The sequence below is a fragment of the Haladaptatus sp. CMAA 1909 genome (assembly GCF_043952005.1).
Lineage (GTDB): Archaea > Halobacteriota > Halobacteria > Halobacteriales > Haladaptataceae > Haladaptatus.
In genome coordinates, this window is record NZ_JBIOAV010000001.1 from 936,477 (window position 1) to 955,981 (window position 19,505).

Genomic DNA, 19,505 nt, shown 5'->3' on the forward strand with positions numbered 1-19,505 from the left:
CGGCGGTACCCGCGGGACCGACGAGGTACGAACGCGATGGCAACAACACAGATCACGGAAGACGACGAGGGGAAGAAAGTCGTGGACGAATCGGGTGACGAAGTCGGTATCGTCTCGGACGTGGACCACGGTACCGCGCACATCGACCCGAACCCGGGTGTCACCGACAAGGTGAAATCGAAGCTCGGGTGGGGAGACAAGGACGAGGAAACCTACCCGCTTCAAGAGGAGATGGTATCCTCCATCACCGACGACGAAATCCGACTACAAGCGTAGGTCGCTTTTCGACGAAATCACTTTTCTTCCGGCGGATTCGAACCGATGGAGAGCGAGGAGGACGGCGTGACGCGCTTCCCGTGCACCAAATCGCCGAACACGATGTCGGCGAACTGCACGACGAGAACGAGGACCAACGGTCCGAGGAAGATACCGTACCAGCCGAAGAGGACGCCGCCGAGGATGTAGGCGAACATCACCAACCCAGTGTGCGTCGTTCGGCCCGAAATGTAGGGCCTGATGACGGTCTGTGGCAGGAGGTCCAACAACAGCAGCGAGACGACGAAGAAGGCCACCGGGAACCAGAGAAGCCGGGTTCGCACCTGGAGCGCCTGCCAGCCGAAGTATATCGTGAGCGGAACGTACACCAGTTTTCCGACGACGAGGGGGACGAACGTCGCAAGCCCGGTCAACAGGGCGAAGACGGTGGGCAGTGGAAACGCCACTCCCGCGGGGGCGATTGCGGCGAACCCGTTGTACAGAATCGTCGCCGCCACGCCGACGAGCAGGACGGTGAGTACGTTTCCGAAGTACACGATTGAGAGGTCCTCGTCCACCGCCGAGAGGTAGGCGACGACGGCGCTCTCCTCGCCCATCTCGCCGCGGAACCACGACGCCAAGCGGTCCCCATCACGGAGCGCAAAGAAGGCGAACGAGATGGAAAGGAACAGCGTGAGGAGGCTTCTGGAGACGATTCCGAGCGATTTGAGCGCGGTCATGAACTCGCCCCACGCGGTTCCCAAGTCGGACCCGACGAGCCGTTGTGGATGCGAGAGCATTCCCGGAACGTCGGTCGAACCGGGAATCAGCCGCGCGTAGTACGTCTCGATACCCGTTCCCGTGAACGCGCTGAGTTCCCGGACCCCGACGGCCACGGTGTAGCCGACGAGGAACAGCGCCGGAAGGGAGAGCAAAAACAGCGTGCCCGCCGCAGAGAGCGTCTTCGATTCGATTTGCCCAGCCACCCGCCGGTACACGGGGCGCGACCCGTAGTAGACGAACAACCCGAGGACGAGCGTGCCGACGAAGGCGTAGGCGACGAACGCGAGCGCCAACGCCAACGCGATTGCGAGTGCCCACCACCCCAGCCGTGACCGCCGTTCGGAACCCCCCATCGTCTTCGATACACGACCAGTCCCCAAAAGGATGTGTCCGCCGGACCGTTCGTGTTCTCGAAACAATCGGCCGTCCCGAAAGTGTTACCGCGTCTGAAGGTCGTCTTCGTCCTTGACGATACGGGTCTCCGCCTCGCCGCTCGTGTGTTCGTTGACGAGGTCGTAAAACTCGTTTTGCATCCCGGCGGGAAACGTCATGACGCCGACCCACGAGCCGTCGTTTTGCCACTCCTCGCGCTCCAAATCGCCGAACTGTCGAATTCGCGCCTGTGCGCTACCGGCGGAGTTCGCGGGCACCTGCACCGCGATGGTCACTTCGTCGAATCGAATCGGGATGACCGGCCGGAGAGCGTCGAGCGCGTCGTCCACCTGTTGGTCCACGGGTTCCATCGGGTCCACCGAAAAGCCCGCCTGATCCAGCGCGTTCTCGATGCGCTCCGGCGGGTGGGGCGCGTTGTCCATCTGCGGGTTGACCGCGTTGCGCGTGATGCGGTTGACCAACTGCTTGTGTTTCTGGTCCTGCATCTCCTTGCGCTGTTCGGCCGTGATCTGGATCTCCCCTCGTTTCACGACCTCGGGGATGATTTCGAGCGGGTCCGTCGTCTCGAAGACCGTCTCCAGATCCTCCTCGGCCGGTCGGTCCCCCCGACTCGCATTCTCGAACACGTCCTCGGCGGCGATGACGTCCTCGATGTCGCCGTCGAAGTCGCCGCGTTTCATCGCGAGCGCCGCGTCCGGGTCCACGAGTACCTCGAATCGAGCACCGTGCGATTCGAGACGCGCCGTCACCGCCTCGTCCAATGATATCATACCCGAGGGTAAACGCGCCCACCTAAAAGATGTTTCCCGAGAAAGGCGTCGAAATTACTCTTCCTGCTCGTCGTCGTCCTCGGATTCGAGGAGGTCGAGTTCGTCGAGGTAGCCCTCTACCTCGTCGTCGTCGAGCATACGGAACTGTTCGGTTTCGACGTCGACGGTGGCGAGACCGACGCCGCCCGCCGAAAGCTGGTCGTCGTTGACCGTGCCGAGCGCACTCAGGGCGAGGTCGATGCCGCCGTCCAAGTCCATCTCCTCGCTGTAGTTCGATTCGAGGTAATCCTGAATCTCGCCGCGGTCCGCACCGACCGCGAGCGCCTTCCACTCGTACGGCGTCCCGGACGGGTCCGTCTCGTAGAGGCGCGGTTCGCCCTTCTCGATGCCGCCGATGATGAGCGCGACGCCGAAGGGTCGTGCGCCGCCGACCTGCGTGTACTGTTGGATGTGGTCGGTGACTTCCTTCGTCAGTGTCTCGACACCGATGGGTTCGCCGTAGCGTAATCGGTTGATCTGGGACTGGCGTCGCGCGAAGTCGATGAGTTGGCGGGCGTCGGCGACGTGGCCCGCACTGGCGATACCGATGTGGTCGTCCGTCTTGTGGAGCTTTTCGACGCTGGTCTGCTCCATGAGCGGTGACCGCGTGTGTTTGTCCACCGCGAGGACGACGCCGCCTTCGGTTCGGACACCGATGCTGGCGCTACCTCGTTTGACGGCCTCTCGTGCGTATTCGACTTGATAGAGACGGCCGTCCGGGGAGAAGATGGTAATCCCGCGGTCGTACGCCTGCTGTTGGGCTTGTCCCTGCATAGTATCACTCGAAATCGAGTTCCGTCGCGCCTACGAACGAGTCATCGACCTGAATGTCGAATACGCCGTCACGGATGACGGCGGGACGATTTTCGTCCGCGAACACGACGCTTCTCTCGCCCAAAACTTCCCTTTGGCGACCTAAATACTTTTCTTCACAACCTCGCACCGTCCCGCTTACACCGCGGACGAACACGCCGACGGAATCGCCATCCACGTCGTCGATGCAGGCCAGCACCGCTCGGGCCTCGTCGGTGTGTCCCCGACGAACCCGAACCAGCGCCTCACCTGTCCCCTCCTCGAACTCGAAGGAAAACACCGTCAGGTCCGTGTCCGCGCTTCCGGCGTCCCCGAGGAAGTTCTGTGCCGCGAACCAGATACTTCGTTGGAACGACCGACGGTCGACGTCCGCGTCGGGCCACGCTTCGAGTCCGACCGCGAGATACCGCCAGTGGGGCCTGATGTGCTTCGGGAGGTGCTTCATTCGGAGCTCTGGTGTCGATTGGGTGGCGATGGGTTTGAATGGCTTGCTCTCGCGTCGGAAGGACGGGAAGCGGTTCGGCCGCTATTCGACGGACGAGCGCGTTCTTCTCGGATTTCGAACACGCCGAACCAATAGAATTAACTCCCTGTGATATGATATGTCTGACGAAGCAACAGGGCTTACGCCGAAAGGCAGGTGTGACAGCACCTACCCTGCTTGCTTCGAACAGCTACGAAGCATATCCGACAACGAACCTTCTCAAGAAAAGAGTATCGCCATCAAACAGGTCGCCCTCCGGTTCCGCGGCATCGACGCCGATGACGTGGACAAGGAACTTTTGGGCGCAATTCACGCCGTGCTGGACGAACGGGAGTTGCCCGTGAGCAGCATCTCCGTCGAACCGCGCAAGCCGTACGTTCCCCGACAGTCGGGTCCGCACCGGCCCTGAGCGGAACACGAACCGCTCGGGGATGACCGTTATTTTCGCGTCGTACGCGGCTCGGAGCGGACACGATTGCGACGGGACGAGCGGACGGTATCGAAACTGCGGAACTTCGTCGATATCGGCTGGATTCAGCTATTTCGACGGAGTTCGGCGATATCGGTCAGCCGAAACCGTCGACGTACTCACGCCCGTTCCGCGACCAGCACGCCGACTTGGTCGTGAACCCGCTCCACGGCGGTCAACGAGAATCCGTTGTCGGTCAACACGTCGGCCAGATGCCCGACCGTGGACGGGTCGTCCACTTCAGGACTGTAAAACGGTTCGTCGGGGTCGGGCAGGCCGAAGAACATGACGTCGCCGAGGACGAACGTTCGCGGACCGAGTTCCGCGATGGCCTCGACGGCTTCGCGCTTTTCGTCGTCGGAGAGGTGGTGCATGGCGAAGTTCGAGACGACGATGTCGATCTCCTCGTCCACGTTCGGGTCCCGGAACTTCCCTTCGCCGAACTCGACGTTCTCGATGCCGTTCGCCTCGGCCTTCGTTCGCGCTTCGTCCATCATCCCCTCGCTGATGTCGCGACCGATGACGCGCTTCGCGTGAGGGGCGAGCGCGAGGGCGATCGCGCCCGTCCCGGTCCCCAAATCGAGGACGGTGTCGTCACCGCCGGGGTCCGCGTGGTCCACGACGAGCGAGACGCAGGCGCGATACTCCTCGCTGTCCTGTGAATCGTCGTAGTCGCCCGCGATGTCGGAAAAGCGGTCGGCGTGTTCCTCAATCGTCTTCTTCATACCTCCCACGTTTCACGCCGGGGGCAATGAAATCGTCGGAGCGAATCGTTCGATTTCGCTCGGCGAGGCGACCCCATTCCCGGAGTCCGTCCTCGATTTGCTCGGGGGAAAAGCCGATGACCTCGCCCACTGCTTTCAGTTCGCGCGGGGCTCGCAGGTGGAGGTGAGAGGAGGGGTCGCCGCTGACGACGAACGGCGCGTCGTAGTGGACCACCAGTTCGCGGAGTTTACGGAGATCCTGTATCGCCTGCACCCGCGGGCCGCCGTCGGCGCGAAGGATACGCGACAGGTTGAACTCGACCCGGACGCCGTGTTCGGCGGCAGCTTTCGCCAGCACGTGGTTGAAATCGCCGCGGCCGCGCATCGGGTGGGCCAACACGTCGATTCGTTCCTCCTCGACGGCGAAGCGATTGAGTTTGACCGTTCCCCCGTGAAACAGGAGTATCGTCGTTTTCGGGCGGAAGTTGCCGACGTGACCGCTCGCCTGCGAGGGATTGTCCGCGCGGATTTCGAGGCCGTCCACCACGTCTACCCCGTAGGCGTCGCTGATTCGTTCCGCGTCGAATTCGGCGCGGGAATCGCCGTGATTACGGACGACGATGCCGTCGAACCCGTAGTCCGCGGCGGTGGCGGCGAACCGTGCGACGGTACCCTCCCCATCGGGGACGGCGTGGACGCCCTCGTACATTGCTCGTCTTCGGGTGTGCGGCCGCGAGACTTGGCGCTTGCGACTCGCGGTTCGGTCGACAGCGGGTCCCGACCGGAGTCGGAACTGATTAGCCGTTCCAGTGACACCGGAGAGGTAAGCCCAAGCGGTTTTCCCCTCGCAACCCTAAGGGCCGAAAGGTTCAGTAACAGAATGGACAGTCACCCACCGACCTCCGCGACCTCCGACGACCCCTCCGAGGACGACCTCGAATGGTGCCATCAGGCCGTTCAGGGTGTTTCCCGAACGTTTGCCATCACCATCGACCTCCTCGATGCGCCGATGGCCGATGCCATCTGCGTCGGATACCTCCTCTGTCGTGTCGCCGACACCATCGAGGACGCTGGTCACATTCCGCCCGCCGAACAGACGCGTCTCCTCTATCAGTACGACGCCGTCCTCGACCCGACCGATTCGACGACGATAGACGAGTTCCGGGAGGCGGTAGACCAATGGATACCGGACGACGGGGGCGACGACGATGCCGACTGGTCCGTGGTCGCGAACGCACCTCGAATCGTCGAAACGTTCGACGCCTGTTCGCCGTCCGTCCGCGAGGCGGTTCGACCGCCCGTCCGCGAACTCGTCGGCGGCATGGCGATGTTCGTCGAGCGGCACGCCGACGAGGGCGGCCTTCGAATCGGAACGCGGGCCGAACTGGAGGAGTACTGCTACTACGTCGCCGGAACCGTCGGCGAACTCATCACGAACCTCGTCTGTCGGGACGCGGACTCGGCGCAGGCGAACCGCCTCCGCGAAACGTCCGAGTCGTTCGCACTCCTCTTACAACTCGTCAACGTCACCAAGGACGTGTACGTCGATTACCACGACGAGAACAACGTGTACCTGCCGGAGACGTGGCTCGAAGACGCCGACGTACCCCAGGGTGAACTCTGTGATCCCGAACACAGCGACGACGTCGCGGACGTCGTCGCCCGAACAGCGGACCACGCCCACAGTTTCACCGACGACGCCCAAACGTATCTGGAGAGCATGCCGCGCGAACGCGGCAATCGCCTCGTCGCGTGGACGATTCCCTACCTCCTCGCCGTCGGCACGCTTCGTGAAGTGCGAAAACGGCCGGAAGACGCGCTTCGCCGCGCCGGAGTCAAGGTGTCCCGCGAGGAAGTCCACGCCCTCATCACCTCGCTCGCGGGCGGCGTCGAACGCGAAACGCTCGGCGAGTTGCGGCGCACGATTTCTGAACGGCCGTTCCACCTGTCCTGATTTTCCGTCGCCGTTCTCGGTTCGTCTACGATATCGGTAAAACAGCGAGTCGCGGTTCAGTAATCGTAGAAGCCCGTACCCGTCTTCTTGCCGAGGTCGCCAGCGTCCACCTTGCGCTTCAGCAGGTAGGCGGGTTTGTACCGGTCGCCGAGTTCCTCGAACAGCGTCTGACTGGCGTCGAGACAGATGTCCAGACCGATGTGGTCGGCGAGCGTGAGCGGACCCATGGGGACGTTCGTTCCGAGCGTCATTCCCTTGTCGATGTCCTCCTTGTCCGCGACGCCCTCGTCGTAGGCGCGGATTCCCTCGTTGATCCACGGCATGAGGATACGGTTGGTGACGAATCCGGGTTTGTCGTCCGATTCCCACGTCTCCTTTCCGAGTTCCTCCGCGAGGTCGTGGGCGAGGGTGACGACGTCCTCGTCCGTCTTCTCGCCGACGACCAACTCGACGCCCTTCATGATGGGGACGGGGTTCATGAAGTGCAGGCCGACGATTTTTTCTTCGCGGTCGGTGACGCTGGCGATGGTCGTTATCGAGAGCGTGCTGGTGTTCGTGGCGAGGACGACGTCCTCGGGAAGCGCGTCGTCCAACTCCGCGAAGATGTCCTGTTTGATGTCCATGTTCTCGACGGCGGCCTCGACGACGAAGTCACAGTCCGAGAGGTCGTCGAGTTCGGTCGTGCCCGTAATATTCGAGAGTACCTCGTCGGCCTCCTCACGGCTCATCTTCTCCTTTCCGACGAACCGGTCGAGACTGCTCTCGATGGTGTCGAACCCGTTTTCCACGAACTCCGTCTCGATGTCGCGCATGACCACGTCGAACCCGTTCGTCGCGGCGACTTGCGCGATGCCGCTGCCCATGGTGCCTGCCCCGATCACGCCGATGCTGTCGATGTCGGAAAGCGTCCGCATGGTGGCGACTGCTCCGGGAGCGGTTGTAAGGATAGCGGAACGCGAGCGGGAGGACAAAATCTGTTGATATAGTAACTATTCGAACAGGTCGCATGGCGAAACATTCAAGATGAGTGAGTGGGAGAAAGAAACGAATCGGTGAGGGCAGTGAGGGAACACGAGACAGGCGAAGATGACGTGACCGAACCGACGGACGTGAAATACGTCGGACCAGCGACGGCGGCGGTTCTCGAAGGCGTGTCGTTCGGCGTCGAGGACATCCGGAACCGAACCGTCTCCTACGAGATGCTCCGCGGAGCGGACGTCAATCCGGGCGTCGCGGGGCGTCTACGGCGCGAACACTCCCTTTCGTGGTCGTTCGAGTCGGGCAACGACCTCCGAGGGCGGTCCACGCAGGTCCGCGGTCTTCGAGACGAAGAGCGCGCGTGGATCGCGGCCAGTTCCGGCGACTGGGAACGTGAGACACCCGAAACGGCCACGACCGACGGGAGCGGGGACGCGAAGGCGGAGGAAGCGGCGTGGCGCGACCGGAGCAGTCCCGACCCCGTGACCGACGTGCCGGAAATCGACGAGCGACTAGCCGAGGAACTCGCAGAGGCGGGCATCACCTCGGTTCGGAGTCTCGCCATCGCCAACCCGGAACGAGTCGCAGACTCGCTCGCGTTCGACCAAGATCGAGTTGTCGAATGGTGCGATTCCGCCCACGAACTGCTGTGAATTTACTACTATCGTAGTTTTCTATTCTCACAATAGAGCTATTGAGAAGGCTGAAATCAATCGTTTAGGTTCGGGCGCTACCAGTACACTCTTATATATCGTCGGCGCAGTTCGGAATGATGATTCCGCTGACTGACTCGCAAGTCACGCGAGACGGCAAAGCACTTATTCTCGCTCACGACCACGGGCTGGAACACGGACCGTCAGCCGACTTCGGCTCCGTTCCGGAGACGCTTGATCCCGAGAAGGTGTTCGAAACCGCGACCCACGACGCGGTCACGTGCCTCGCTGTCCAGAAAGGCCTCGCGGAGACGTACTACCCCTCCTACGAGGACGACGTGAACCTGCTCGCCAAACTCAACGGGACGAGCAACCTCTGGATGGGCGAACCGTACTCGCCCCAGAACTGGACGGTCGATTACGCCGCCGAACTCGGCGCGGACGCCGTCGGCTACACCGTTTACTCCGGTTCGAACCACGAGTGTAACATGTACGAGGACTTCCGCGACGTGCAGGAGCGGGCACACCGCGAATACGACATGCCCGTCGTCATGTGGTCGTACCCGCGCGGACAGGGCCTCAAGAACGACACCAAGGAGAGCACCATCGCCTACGCGACCCGAATCGCGCTCGAAATCGGCGCTGACATGGCGAAGGTGAAATATCCCGGCTCCCGCGAATCCATGGAGTGGGCGGTCAAGTCCGCCGCGGACATGCCCGTCGTCATGAGCGGTGGCTCGAAGACCAGCGACTACGATTTCCTCTCCAGCGTCGAAGCCGTGATGGACGCCGGTGGTGCCGGACTCGCGGTCGGTCGCAACGTCTGGCAGCGCGACGACCCCGAGCGAATCCTCGACGCGCTCGAAAAGGTCATCTTCGAGGGCGCAACCGCCGACGAAGCGCTCTAACGATGGATACGGTTGAAAAAATCATCGCGACCGTCGCCGCCGCCGCGCCCGAAATCCGCGGCGGTCTCACCGGCCGCCGTCGGAAGGCGGACGAGGAGAATCCAAGCGGGGAAATCCAGATGGCGGCGGACGTGTGGGCCGACGAGCACCTCGAAGCCGAGTTGACCGCCATCGACGGCGTCGGCGAGTTCGCGAGCGAGGAACGGGAACACGTCGTCGAGTGTGGCGAGGGTCTGTCGGTCGCCGTCGACCCGCTCGACGGGTCGTCGAACCTCAAATCGAACAACTCGATGGGAACCGTCGTCGGCGTCTACGACGCGCCGCTCCCGGCGAAGGGAACCGACCTCGTCGCGGCGGCGTTCGTCCTCTTCGGCCCCATCACGACGATGATGGTCGCCCGAGACGATTCCGTGACGGAATACGTCATCGAGAGTGGGGAATACCGAGTCGTCACCGAAGACGTGACGCTCCCCGACGATCCCACCGTCTACGGATTTGGCGGCCGGGTCCCGGACTGGCCCGAGGCGTTCACGGCCTACGCACGCGAGGTCGAGAATGAACTCAAACTACGCTACGGCGGTTCGATGATCGGGGATGTGAATCAAGTACTGACCTACGGCGGCGTGTTCGCCTACCCCGGACTGGAATCGCGCCCGGAGGGAAAGCTCCGGCTCCAGTTCGAGGCCAACCCGATGGCGTACATCATCGAGTCCGCGGGCGGCCGGTCCTCCGACGGCGAGACGTCGATTCTCGACGTGACGCCCGAGGAGCTTCACCAGCGAGTGCCGCTGCACATCGGCAACGAGGACCTCATCGACCGTCTCGAATCGACGCTATAGCTCTTCGGACCGTTCGGTTTTCTTTCGGGGTTGTGGACGGGTTTCCGGCCGTTAGGCGACGGGTCACGTTTCGAGCGACTGGTTCGTTCCCACCGTCGTGGGAGCGGGAGTCGCCGGCGTCGTTTGTGGTCCGGCCGTCGTCGCAACTGTCGTGGGGCCGGCGGTGGCGGTCGGGCCGCCGACGGTCGTCTGCGGTACGGTGGTCTGGCCGGGACCACCGACTTGGCGGATACACGCCTGCAGGTCGCTCTGCTGCGTCGTCGCGACTTGCTGGCCGTTCGAGTCGAATATCGTCGCGTTGACGAAGACGTACCCGTCGGCGTCCAAGTCAGCGGTCGTGTTCGTCCACGACACCGTCCCGTTCGGCTGCTGTACGAAGTCCGCCGCCGAGACGTTCCGTGTCACCAGCACGCCCGACTGCGGGTTCGAGGCGTTCACCAACACCGCCTGCACCCGATAGTCGTCCGGTTGCGTCGCGTTCACCGTGACTTGCGTACAGGTCAGATTCACGCTCGCCGGTGCAGTGGGTGGTCCGGTCGTCGTTGTCGTGGCGTTCGTCGTGGTCGGCGGCGCGACGGTGGTCGTCCCGTTCGGCGTCGTCGTGGTTGGGACCGTGACGTTCGTCGTCGTGGTGGGCGGCGTCGGGGTCGTAGTGACTGGGTTTGGCGTGGTAGTCGGTGTCGGCGTCGGTACTTCCGTAGACGTCGGCGACGGCGTCGTCGTCGGACCCTGCGATGGAGTCGTCGGTGTCGGCGGTTGCGTCTGCGTCGGTTGTGCCGTCGGTTGCGCTCCGCCGCTCGCCTCGTTCTGGGCTATCGACCGAAGCGTTTCGGGCGGAACGGTCGTTCCCGGTTGTAACTCATCCGACGCCTGTGACGTCCCCGAGAGGGCCGCCTGTCGAACCTGGTCCGGGTCGGTTACGCTTCCCGCGGTCGCTCCCTGCGTCGCACCGGCGGCCGCGCCGAACGATATCGCCTGCACTTGCCGGACGGTCGCTCGTTGCACTTGCGTGAGTCCACCGAGCGCCGCCCCGCGCGAGGCCGCCTGCAACTGCGTCACCGACGCTTGCTGGCTCTGTGAAATCGCCCCGCTCGATGCGCCCTGCGTCGCCGCCTGCACCTGTTTGACGGAGGCTTGCTGGCGTTGGCTCGCCACGACGCCACCCGCACACGCACCTCGGGCGGCGGCTTGGACCTGTGTGACGCTCACCTGCTGGCTTTGTGTGACGGCACCCGACGCCGCCCCGACGCAGGCCGACTGAATCTGTGTGATTCGGACGGTCTGAACCTGCGTGATGCCGCCCTGTGACGCCCCTTTCGCGGCGGCTTGAATCTGTTCGACGTTCACGACCTGCTTTTGGACGGCTCCCTGCACCGCACCCTGTGCCGACCCCTGTGCGACGACCTGAATCTGGACGATGTTCACGACTTGAATCTGCGTGACGCTCAACGCGCCGGCGGCCGCGCCGCGGCAGGCCGCCTGAATTTGCTCGACAGTCGCTTGCTGGACCTGCGTGAGTCCACCCGTCACGGCACCCTGTGTCGCCACCTGAATCTGCGTTACGGACACCTGCTGCACCTGCGAGACGGCCCCCGCCGCGGCACCGTGGCACGCCGCCTGAACTTGCTGGATGGTCGCTTGCTGCACTTGCGTGACGCCGCCCCGTGCTGCTCCCATCGCGGCGACTTGGACCTGTTTCGCGTTGGCGCGCTGGGCTTGGACCGCGCCGCTCGCGGCCCCTCGCGTCGCGGCCTGTATCTGTTTCACCGAGACGCTCTGTCTCTGATCGAGCGCGCCGAACGCGGCCCCCTGTCCTGCCTCCTGAATCTGTGAGACGCTCGCTTGCTGGTTCTGCGTCGCGCCGGTTGCCGCGCCCTGTGCACCGCCTCTCGCGGCGGCCTGCACCTGCGAGACGGTCGCTCGTTGACTCCCGGCCGTCGCGCCGTGTGCTGCGCCGAACGCGGCGGCCTGTATCTGCGTCACCGTGGCCCGCTGGACCTGCGTGGTCGCACCGGCGGTCGCACCCTGCGTCGCCGTCTGAATCTGCGTGACGTTCGCGTCCTGACTCTGGAGGAGGGTCCCGTGTGCCGCACCGCGCGCCGCCGCCTGAATCTGCGTGACGTTCGCCTGCTGGTTCTGGGAGACGGACTGCACTGCACCCTGCACGGCGGCTTGACGCTGCTGTTGGTTGATCGTGACTCCTTGTCTCTGTGCCAACGACGCACCCTGCACGGCACCGAGCGTGGCGGCCCGTTCACGGGCCGACTGATTTGTCGCCGTCTGCTGGAGGAGTTCACCGCTTCCCTCGCTCGCCGGTAACAGCGGAAGCGTGGCCATCGATGCCGACGGTGGGGCGGACGGTGCCGAAGCCGAGTCGGGCGATTTCGAAAGCGAAACGACGCCGATGCTTGCGGTGCTGACGAGGAGTACGAGGAAGAGGGCGAGTGCGGCCCGTGCGAATCGAGTCATCGGATACGACTCACACGACAATGGCACACGTCAACCTCGTACATCGTTAATTCCGTTCTCCGAATCACCGGCCAATATCGGTCTCGATTGCCGAATCCGAAACCACCAATACCGGAAGTAGTGAAAGATCATCGACAGGGTAATCCTCGTTTCGAGCGACCGTGGCTGTTCGCACACGGACCCGAATATAATCGGTATTCCATTTATACGAAATAAAACTCTTGGGGCCGATGATTTCACTTTCGTTGCCAGTTTTCTAGGTGTCTAGATTCACCCTTCTTTATCCATGCTGGTCAACTGCTGTTGAGCGTCGCATGAGCAACGAGTCACCATACCGTGATGACACGGGGAACCGCCCATCGGGACAACCCTCCCACGTACTTCGCGCCGAACCGGCAGTGAGCAGACCATCGTTCGATGACATCTTCGAACTGTTGTCGAACAAGCAACGGCGATACGCCATCCACTATCTCTCGACGACGGCGGACGGCGTAGCGACGCTTTCCGACCTCGTTGACCAGGTCGTCACGTGGGAGACCGAAACGTCGGCCGACGATGTCCCGGACGATTACCGACGGCGTGTCGAGGCATCGCTTCACCACACGCACCTCCCGAAACTCGCGGACGCGAACATCATCGATTACGATCCACGGAGCGAATCACTTCGGTACTGGGGTCAACCCGTTCTCGAAGAGTACGCGGAGCACGTCGCGGCGATGGAACTCCCCGACCAGTAATCCGTCTCGATTCGCTCAGCACTGCCTCCCCGCAGACGTTTCTAACCCTCCCCTCTCGTTTCCTTTTTCCGCTATTTCACCCACTCGCCGAGAAAATGTTGCCGCGATGGAAAGGGAAAACGGTTTGAAATCGCCTCACGGATTCACATTCATGAAAGTTCGTATCGGAACGGAGGCGACCGAGGAGGAAGCCTCGGCAATCGCCAGCGCGCTCGCAAAACACGTCGGAAGCGAGGTGGAGGTGTTCGTCGGCGACGCGGACGAACCGACGGCCACGTGGAGCGACCCCGGCGAACCACCGGAAGACGACCTCGGACCGACGGAACGCGAGGAACTCCTCTGGCAGGAAATCGAGGACATCGAGTCGGGCGGGAAGGAAAAATACAAAGAACGCCTCTCGGAGAAGGGCAAACTGTTCGTCCGTGATCGACTCGACCTGTGGTTCGGAGAGGAAGGACTGAAGTTCGAGGACGGCCGGTTCGCCGAGTTCGACGCGGACGACCGACTGCCCGCCGACGGCCTCATCACCGGCGCGGCGGAGTTCGAGGACCGCGACCTACACTTCATGGCGAACGACTTCACGGTCAAAGCCGGAAGCATGGCCGCGAAGGGCGTCGAGAAGTTCCTCCGCATGCAACAGCGTGCGCTGCAGAACGGGAAACCCGTCCTCTACCTGATGGACTCCTCGGGTGGCCGCATCGACCAGCAGTCCGGGTTCTTCGCCAACCGCGAGGGCATCGGGAAGTACTACTACAACCACTCGATGCTCTCGGGACGCGTGCCACAGATTTGCGTCCTCTACGGGCCGTGCATCGCCGGGGCCGCCTACACCCCGGTCTTCGCGGACTTCACCATCATGGTCGAAGGAATGTCGGCGATGGCCATCGCCTCCCCGCGGATGGTACAGATGGTCACGGGCGAGGACATCAGCATGCAGGATCTCGGCGGCGCGCACATGCACGCCGAACACTCGGGAAGCGCGGACCTCGTGGCCCGCGACGAGGAACACGCCCGCGAACTCGTCGCAGACCTCATCACGTACCTGCCCGACAAGGCACACGAGAAACCGCCGCGAAGCGAACCGAAAGCGCCCGAACGGTCTCCGGAGGGCATCGACGGCGTCATCCCGAACAGTCCGAACCGGGCCTACGACATGACCGACCTGATAGAGCGCGTAGTCGACGCCGACTCCTACTTCGAACTCAGGCCGGACTTCGGCGGGGAAATCATCACCGCCTTCGCGCGAATCGACGGGCGACCCGTCGGTATCGTCGCCAACCAACCGGCACAGCGCTCCGGGGCCATCTTCCCGGACGCCGCCGAGAAGGCCGCCGAGTTCATCTGGAAGTGCGACGCGTTCGAAATTCCGCTCCTCTACCTCTGTGACACGCCGGGATTCATGGCCGGGTCGCAGGTCGAGAAGGACGCGATTCTGGAGAAGGGGAAGAAGATGATTTACGCAACGTCCTCCTCCACCGTCCCGAAACTCTCCGTCGTCGTGCGGAAGGCCTACGGCGCGGGTATCTACGCCATGTCCGGACCGGCCTACGACCCACAGAGTATCATCGCACTTCCGTCGGGTGAAATCGGCATCATGGGACCGGAAGCGGCCATCAACGCCGTCTACGCGAACAAGCTGAACGACATCGAAGACGAGGAGGAACGCGCTCAACGCGAGCGGGAACTCCGCGAGGAGTACCGCGAGGACATCGACGTCCACCGCATGGCGAGCGAGATGGTCATCGACGACATCGTTCCGCCGAGTACCCTCCGCGAGGAACTCGTCCAACGCTACGATTTCTACGCGGGCTTGGAGAAGGACCTGCCGGACAAGAAACACGGCACGATTCTATAGAGAGACGGAAACCGGCCGTCTTAGACCCCGTTTAAGCCGGATAATCCGGTTCATAATAAAGCCCGGTTCGGGCGTGCCTGTGGATGTACGTGGAATAACCCACGTTAGCATCCATGAGTCACCAGCCCTATTCGTTTCGATATCAGCGCACGGATTGGTTCGATTTCGGCGACATCGAGCGACTACTTTGGGCGGTCGTCCTTCTCGCGCTAGTGGGTGATTTGCTCACGACGTACGTCGGGTTACGGGCGGGGCTCGTCGAATCGAATCCGGTCGCACGCCACGCGCTCAGTCGGTTCGGCTTCCTCTCGCTGGTCGGACTGAAGGCGTTCGCACTCGCCGTCGGATTCGTGGGCCGGACCCTCGTTCCGCGGGAGTACGCCGCGTTCGTTCCGATCAGCCTCGCCGCCCCGTGGGTGTTCGCCGTCTTCGTGAACCTCTCCGCGTTCCTGCCCTAAGGTTTCTTCAACGAGAGGACCGTTCGCTCGAACTCGCACACGAGCGTCTCGTCGTCGCCATCGACTGTGAAGACCTCGACCTTCATCGTGACGACGCCGCGTTCGCCGTCACTCGTCTTGCGCTTGTCCGTGACCGTAGACTGGGCGCGAATCGTATCTCCGTGAAACACCGGTTCCGGGTGGGAGACGTCGTCGTAGGAGAGGTTGGCGACGATGGTTCCGTCCGTGGTGTCGGGAATCGACACCCCCACGGCGACGCTCATGGTGTACAGTCCGTTGACCAACCGCTCGCCGAACTGGGTGTCCGCCGCGAAGTCGGCGTCCAAATGGAGCGGCTGTTGATTCATCGTCATATCGCAGAACCGCTGATTGTCGCTTTCGCTGATGGTACGTCGCTTTTCGTGTTCGATGGTTTCGCCGACCTCGAACTCCTCGTAATACAGCCCCGTCATGCGAACGTCTGCGTCGAGCGAGGGAAAAATCCTGTCGGTCTGGGGTCGATTGTTGCAACCGCTCCCAATCGTTGCGCGTTCGATAGCCCCCCGTAAGCAGCCCATAACAAAGAGGCAAGTATTCGAACGGGGTGATGCTCAGGCCAAAGTCAGGTCAGGACAAATATGAAAGAACGAAACATGCGACAGGCGAGGGAGAAGCGTCGTGAGAGAAAGGAGCGGACACGGAATGACGGTGTCGATTCGAACACGACCGACGAGTTCGATCGAGCGGTGACGCCCGACGACGCCACGTTCATCGCCGACGGCGGTATCGATTCCGGGCCGAACGTCCGAATCGATGCCCCCGAACCGGGCGTCGAAGGGGAACCGACCACCCCGACGATGCCAACGGGCGAGGGCAGACGTGCTCACGCACGGTGGTACGCTCACGTCGGCGGGCCGATCGAAACCGCCCCCGTCATCAGGAACCGGTCGGTGTACGTCGGAACGGAGAACGGATTCGTCTGCAGCATCGACCGGTTGGACGGCGTCAGCAATTGGCTGTTTCAAGCACCGAACGCGGTCGGTTCGCCGGTTCCGGGTGCGGAGTTCACCTACGTCGGCGACCGGAGCGGAAACCTGTTCGGGCTGGACGGGGCGACGGGAACGCGGGAGTGGACCTTTCGAACCGATGCCGGCGTCGAGGAGTCGCCGATACTCCTCGGCGATTCGCTCTACGTCGCGGCGCGAAACGGACGGATGTCCACGCTCGACGCCGAAACCGGGGCGAAAACGTCGTCGTTCAGAAGTCCGGCACGGGCGCTCACGTCGATGCAGATCGCCGGAGACACCCTCTATGCGACCGGCCTCGACGGCGGTCTGTTCGCCCACCGACTGTCCGACGGCGACGAACGATTCCGCTTTGCGCCCTCGCTCGCCATCGCGGGTACGCCCGCAGTCGTCGGCGATACGGTGTACGTCGGAACCGTGGACGGGGACCGAGTCTACGCGCTCGACGCCGAAACGGGCGAGACGGAGTGGCGATACGAGGCCGACGCCGGGATTTGGTCGTCTCCCACTTTCGTCGGCGGGACCGTCTACGTCGGCTGTGCGAACGGGGACGTTCTAGCGCTCGACGCGGCGGACGGAACCGAACGCTGGCGCGTCGAAACCGGTGCGCACGTGTGGGGGTCGCTCGCCGTCACGGACGAACTGGTGTACGTCTGCAACGACGACGGACTGCTCGTCGCACTCGACCGCGCCGACGGCGGCGTCAGGTGGTATTTCCACGCACGGGATTCACTGGTCGGGTCGCCGGCCGTCGGCAGCGACGCCGTTTACGTCGGTGACGTGGCCGGAACGGTGTACTCACTTCCCCTGTAATCCGCTCCTGAACCGTCTCCCGGTTCTGCTTTCATCTCTCCGTCCTTCTCCTCTTCACTTCCTTTGTCTTTCTCCTCTTCGTTTCCTTCGTCCTTCTCCGTTCCCTTCGTTTCCTCGTCTCTCCCTTCGCTCGGTTACTTTCGTCGCTCGCGCGGTCCACACCCGCTCTCCCGTTTCACCCTCTCGTTCATCGTGTTCTTTCGCGACCGTCGTGCCGTGGTATTGCATGGCGACGCGATGACGGATGGTAAGGTCTTTCTCGTGGCGCTCCCGACTAAACGGGCAAGCCTGTCGGAGGCGTCCACACCATGGCATCTACTGGGAAGCAGACCACGGACGAACCGGAAACGGCGGTAGAAACGGCACGACGACAACTCGAACGCGCCGCGGCGCACCTCGACGTCGACCCCGGCGTCATCGCGCGCCTGCAACACCCCGACCAAGTGCACCGCGTCTCGGTTCCGCTGAAGCGGGACGACGGCGACACGGAGATATTCACGGGCTACCGCGCACAGCACGACAGCGTGCGCGGGCCGTTCAAGGGCGGTATGCGCTACCACCCCGGCGTCACCGAGGAGGAGTGTATCGGTCTTTCGATGTGGATGACGTGGAAGTGCGCCGTCATGGACCTCCCGTTCGGGGGAGCGAAAGGCGGCATCGTCGTCAACCCGAAAGAACTCAGCAACGAGGAGAAAGAACGGCTCACCCGCCGGTTCGCCGAGGAACTGCGCGACTTCATCGGACCGATGCGCGACATTCCCGCCCCCGACATGGGAACCGACGCGCAGGCGATGGCGTGGTTCATGGACGCCTACTCGATGCAGGAGGGCGAAACCCAACCCGGCGTCGTCACGGGCAAACCGCCGGTCATCGGCGGTTCGTACGGCCGCGAGGAGTCGCCCGGTCGGTCGGTGGCCATCATCGCCCGCGAGGCGTGTGAGTACTACGATTACCCCCTCGAAGACACGTCGATAGCCATTCAAGGGTTCGGGAGCGTCGGCGCGAACGCGGCGCTCTCGCTTCACGAGTGGGGCGCGAACGTCGTCGCCGTCTCCGACGTGAACGGCGCGATTTACGACGAGGACGGCCTCGACATCGACCGCATTCCGACCCACGAGGAAAGGCCGGAAGCCGTCACAACGTTCGACGACCACGACCCGATTCCCAACGAGGACCTCCTCGAACTCGACGTGGACGTCCTCATCCCCGCCGCGATCGGCAACGTCCTCACCAAGGCGAACGCCCGCGACGTGCAGGCGGACATCATCGTAGAGGGTGCGAACGGCCCGACGACGACCACCGCGGACGAGATATTCGAGAAGCGCGACATCCACGTCATCCCCGACATCCTCGCCAACGCGGGCGGCGTCACGGTCTCGTACTTCGAATGGTTGCAGGACATCAACCGCCGTCAGTGGTCGCTCGAACGCGTCAACGAGGAACTCGAATCCGAGATGTTGAACGCGTGGGACAACGTGCGCAGCGAAGTCGAGGAGCGTGGCGTGACGTGGCGTGACGCCGCGTACATCGTCGGTCTCTCCCGCATCGCGGACGCCCATCAGGCCCGCGGACTCTGGCCTTAATTCGAGGTCGGTCGAACGGGCCGTATCGAACGGAATACGGATGGAAAACGTGCGGTCGTCTTTTTGGTCGAAGATAGCCGTTTCACTGACGCGTCTACAGGTAGGATTATCGAGAGAATCGATAGCTACCGGTTGGACAGTCCCGCTCCGACTGCAACGCCGATTGCCATTCCGATTCCCACACCGAGCGCGATGTTGTCCAGTGCGACGCCGAGTGCGGCACCGAGAGCGACACCGAGACCGATACCCATCCCCATGTTGGAGTCCGAATCGGTTTCCGAGTTCGCGTCCACCTCTTTCGTTCGAGTCATGACGATACACTGGTCGAAGAGGTGATAAACCTATCTCGGCGGTGGCCGGACCCGACTCAGCGCACCGCTTCGACGACGAGTTTGGCGACTCCGAAGGCGACACCGATGCCGAACCCGAGCGGAACGTTTCCGATCGGGACGCCCACGGAGAGGGTGAGGCTCGCGACCAACAGGAGTGCGATCCCCAACTGCTTTCGTTCGATAGTTCCGACGTCGACCATACTACCACCCAT

The 19,505-nt window shown here is 63.0% G+C and carries 22 protein-coding genes; 11 read left to right on the plus strand and 11 right to left on the minus strand.

What is annotated here, in order from left to right; all coding sequences use genetic code 11:
- Nucleotides 1–36: 36 nt before the first annotated feature.
- Complete coding sequence (locus ACGYLY_RS05255) at nt 37–276, plus strand: PRC-barrel domain containing protein (protein WP_395282657.1); 240 nt, start codon at nt 37–39, stop codon at nt 274–276.
- A gap of 17 nt (nt 277–293) precedes the next feature.
- Here the strand turns inward: ACGYLY_RS05255 and ACGYLY_RS05260 are convergent, their stop codons facing one another.
- The 4 genes from ACGYLY_RS05260 to ACGYLY_RS05275 form a co-directional block, all read right to left on the minus strand.
- Complete coding sequence (locus tag ACGYLY_RS05260; protein WP_395282655.1) at nt 294–1,391, minus strand: AI-2E family transporter; 1,098 nt, start codon at nt 1,389–1,391, stop codon at nt 294–296.
- Between the two features lie 84 nt (nt 1,392–1,475).
- Nucleotides 1,476–2,201, minus strand: a complete 726-nt coding sequence (locus tag ACGYLY_RS05265; RefSeq protein ID WP_395282653.1) for a ribosome assembly factor SBDS — start codon at nt 2,199–2,201, stop codon at nt 1,476–1,478.
- Between the two features lie 54 nt (nt 2,202–2,255).
- Nucleotides 2,256–3,014, minus strand: coding sequence for an archaeal proteasome endopeptidase complex subunit alpha (gene psmA / locus ACGYLY_RS05270; RefSeq protein ID WP_395282652.1), 759 nt, complete (start codon nt 3,012–3,014; stop codon nt 2,256–2,258).
- A 4-nt stretch (nt 3,015–3,018) separates the two neighbouring features.
- Nucleotides 3,019–3,498 carry an Rpp14/Pop5 family protein gene (locus ACGYLY_RS05275; protein WP_395282651.1) on the minus strand — a complete coding sequence of 160 codons (480 nt, stop codon included), beginning with the start codon at nt 3,496–3,498 and terminating at the stop codon, nt 3,019–3,021.
- A gap of 157 nt (nt 3,499–3,655) precedes the next feature.
- Between ACGYLY_RS05275 and ACGYLY_RS05280 the strand changes: the two genes are divergently transcribed.
- Entirely contained in the window at nt 3,656–3,946 is a 291-nt protein-coding gene (locus tag ACGYLY_RS05280) for a hypothetical protein (protein WP_395282649.1), read from the plus strand.
- A 179-nt stretch (nt 3,947–4,125) separates the two neighbouring features.
- On the opposite strand, the gene ACGYLY_RS05285 is transcribed toward ACGYLY_RS05280, so the two are convergent.
- A complete protein-coding gene (locus tag ACGYLY_RS05285; RefSeq protein WP_395282648.1) occupies nt 4,126–4,731 on the minus strand; it encodes a class I SAM-dependent methyltransferase in 606 nt (201 codons plus the stop codon).
- Nucleotides 4,715–5,419 carry an RNase P subunit p30 family protein gene (locus tag ACGYLY_RS05290; RefSeq protein WP_395282646.1) on the minus strand — a complete coding sequence of 235 codons (705 nt, stop codon included), beginning with the start codon at nt 5,417–5,419 and terminating at the stop codon, nt 4,715–4,717. The genes ACGYLY_RS05285 and ACGYLY_RS05290 overlap by 17 nt, the downstream gene beginning before the upstream one ends.
- 171 nt (nt 5,420–5,590) lie before the next feature.
- Between ACGYLY_RS05290 and ACGYLY_RS05295 the strand changes: the two genes are divergently transcribed.
- Nucleotides 5,591–6,664, plus strand: coding sequence for a phytoene/squalene synthase family protein (locus ACGYLY_RS05295; RefSeq protein WP_395282644.1), 1,074 nt, complete (start codon nt 5,591–5,593; stop codon nt 6,662–6,664).
- 56 nt (nt 6,665–6,720) lie between these two features.
- Here the strand turns inward: ACGYLY_RS05295 and ACGYLY_RS05300 are convergent, their stop codons facing one another.
- On the minus strand, nt 6,721–7,578 hold the full coding sequence (locus ACGYLY_RS05300; protein WP_395282643.1) for a 3-hydroxyacyl-CoA dehydrogenase family protein: 858 nt from the start codon (nt 7,576–7,578) through the stop codon (nt 6,721–6,723).
- 138 nt (nt 7,579–7,716) lie between these two features.
- On the opposite strand from ACGYLY_RS05300, the gene ACGYLY_RS05305 reads away from it, so the two are divergent.
- The 3 genes from ACGYLY_RS05305 (at nt 7,717) to ACGYLY_RS05315 (ending at nt 10,042) form a co-directional block, all read left to right on the plus strand.
- Nucleotides 7,717–8,295: a helix-hairpin-helix domain-containing protein gene (locus ACGYLY_RS05305; protein ID WP_395282641.1), complete on the plus strand. Its 579-nt coding sequence runs from the start codon at nt 7,717–7,719 to the stop codon at nt 8,293–8,295.
- A gap of 119 nt (nt 8,296–8,414) precedes the next feature.
- Nucleotides 8,415–9,203, plus strand: a complete 789-nt coding sequence (locus tag ACGYLY_RS05310) for a class I fructose-bisphosphate aldolase (RefSeq protein ID WP_395282640.1) — start codon at nt 8,415–8,417, stop codon at nt 9,201–9,203.
- 2 nt (nt 9,204–9,205) lie between these two features.
- Entirely contained in the window at nt 9,206–10,042 is an 837-nt protein-coding gene (locus tag ACGYLY_RS05315) for a class 1 fructose-bisphosphatase (protein ID WP_395282639.1), read from the plus strand.
- A gap of 63 nt (nt 10,043–10,105) precedes the next feature.
- Here ACGYLY_RS05315 and ACGYLY_RS05320 read toward each other — a convergent pair whose 3' ends face one another.
- Nucleotides 10,106–12,538 (minus strand): hypothetical protein, encoded by a 2,433-nt coding sequence (locus tag ACGYLY_RS05320; protein WP_395282638.1) that lies wholly within the window; start codon nt 12,536–12,538, stop codon nt 10,106–10,108.
- Nucleotides 12,539–12,825: 287 nt separating this feature from the next.
- On the opposite strand from ACGYLY_RS05320, the gene ACGYLY_RS05325 reads away from it, so the two are divergent.
- The 3 genes from ACGYLY_RS05325 to ACGYLY_RS05335 all read left to right on the plus strand — a co-directional run bounded on the left by ACGYLY_RS05325 (nt 12,826) and on the right by ACGYLY_RS05335 (nt 15,561).
- The gene (locus ACGYLY_RS05325) at nt 12,826–13,248 is read left to right on the plus strand and encodes a hypothetical protein (protein ID WP_231183167.1); all 423 of its coding nucleotides are present in this window, start codon (nt 12,826–12,828) and stop codon (nt 13,246–13,248) included.
- Nucleotides 13,249–13,399: 151 nt separating this feature from the next.
- Complete coding sequence (locus tag ACGYLY_RS05330; protein ID WP_395282637.1) at nt 13,400–15,103, plus strand: acyl-CoA carboxylase subunit beta; 1,704 nt, start codon at nt 13,400–13,402, stop codon at nt 15,101–15,103.
- Between the two features lie 113 nt (nt 15,104–15,216).
- On the plus strand, nt 15,217–15,561 hold the full coding sequence (locus tag ACGYLY_RS05335) for a DUF5658 family protein (protein WP_395282636.1): 345 nt from the start codon (nt 15,217–15,219) through the stop codon (nt 15,559–15,561).
- Here the strand turns inward: ACGYLY_RS05335 and ACGYLY_RS05340 are convergent.
- Nucleotides 15,558–16,013: a MaoC family dehydratase gene (locus tag ACGYLY_RS05340; RefSeq protein ID WP_395282635.1), complete on the minus strand. Its 456-nt coding sequence runs from the start codon at nt 16,011–16,013 to the stop codon at nt 15,558–15,560. The two genes, ACGYLY_RS05335 and ACGYLY_RS05340, sit on opposite strands and share 4 nt — an antisense overlap.
- 165 nt (nt 16,014–16,178) lie before the next feature.
- On the opposite strand from ACGYLY_RS05340, the gene ACGYLY_RS05345 reads away from it, so the two are divergent.
- Together ACGYLY_RS05345 and gdhB are read left to right on the plus strand one after the other, a co-directional pair.
- Nucleotides 16,179–17,378 carry a PQQ-binding-like beta-propeller repeat protein gene (locus tag ACGYLY_RS05345; protein ID WP_395282634.1) on the plus strand — a complete coding sequence of 400 codons (1,200 nt, stop codon included), beginning with the start codon at nt 16,179–16,181 and terminating at the stop codon, nt 17,376–17,378.
- A 308-nt stretch (nt 17,379–17,686) separates the two neighbouring features.
- Entirely contained in the window at nt 17,687–18,961 is a 1,275-nt protein-coding gene (gdhB, locus tag ACGYLY_RS05350) for a glutamate dehydrogenase GdhB (protein ID WP_395282633.1), read from the plus strand.
- Nucleotides 18,962–19,086: 125 nt separating this feature from the next.
- On the opposite strand, the gene ACGYLY_RS05355 is transcribed toward gdhB, so the two are convergent.
- Both ACGYLY_RS05355 and ACGYLY_RS05360 read right to left on the minus strand, forming a co-directional pair.
- On the minus strand, nt 19,087–19,272 hold the full coding sequence (locus ACGYLY_RS05355; RefSeq protein ID WP_395282631.1) for a hypothetical protein: 186 nt from the start codon (nt 19,270–19,272) through the stop codon (nt 19,087–19,089).
- A gap of 56 nt (nt 19,273–19,328) precedes the next feature.
- Entirely contained in the window at nt 19,329–19,493 is a 165-nt protein-coding gene (locus ACGYLY_RS05360) for a hypothetical protein (protein WP_395282630.1), read from the minus strand.
- Nucleotides 19,494–19,505 lie beyond the last annotated feature (12 nt).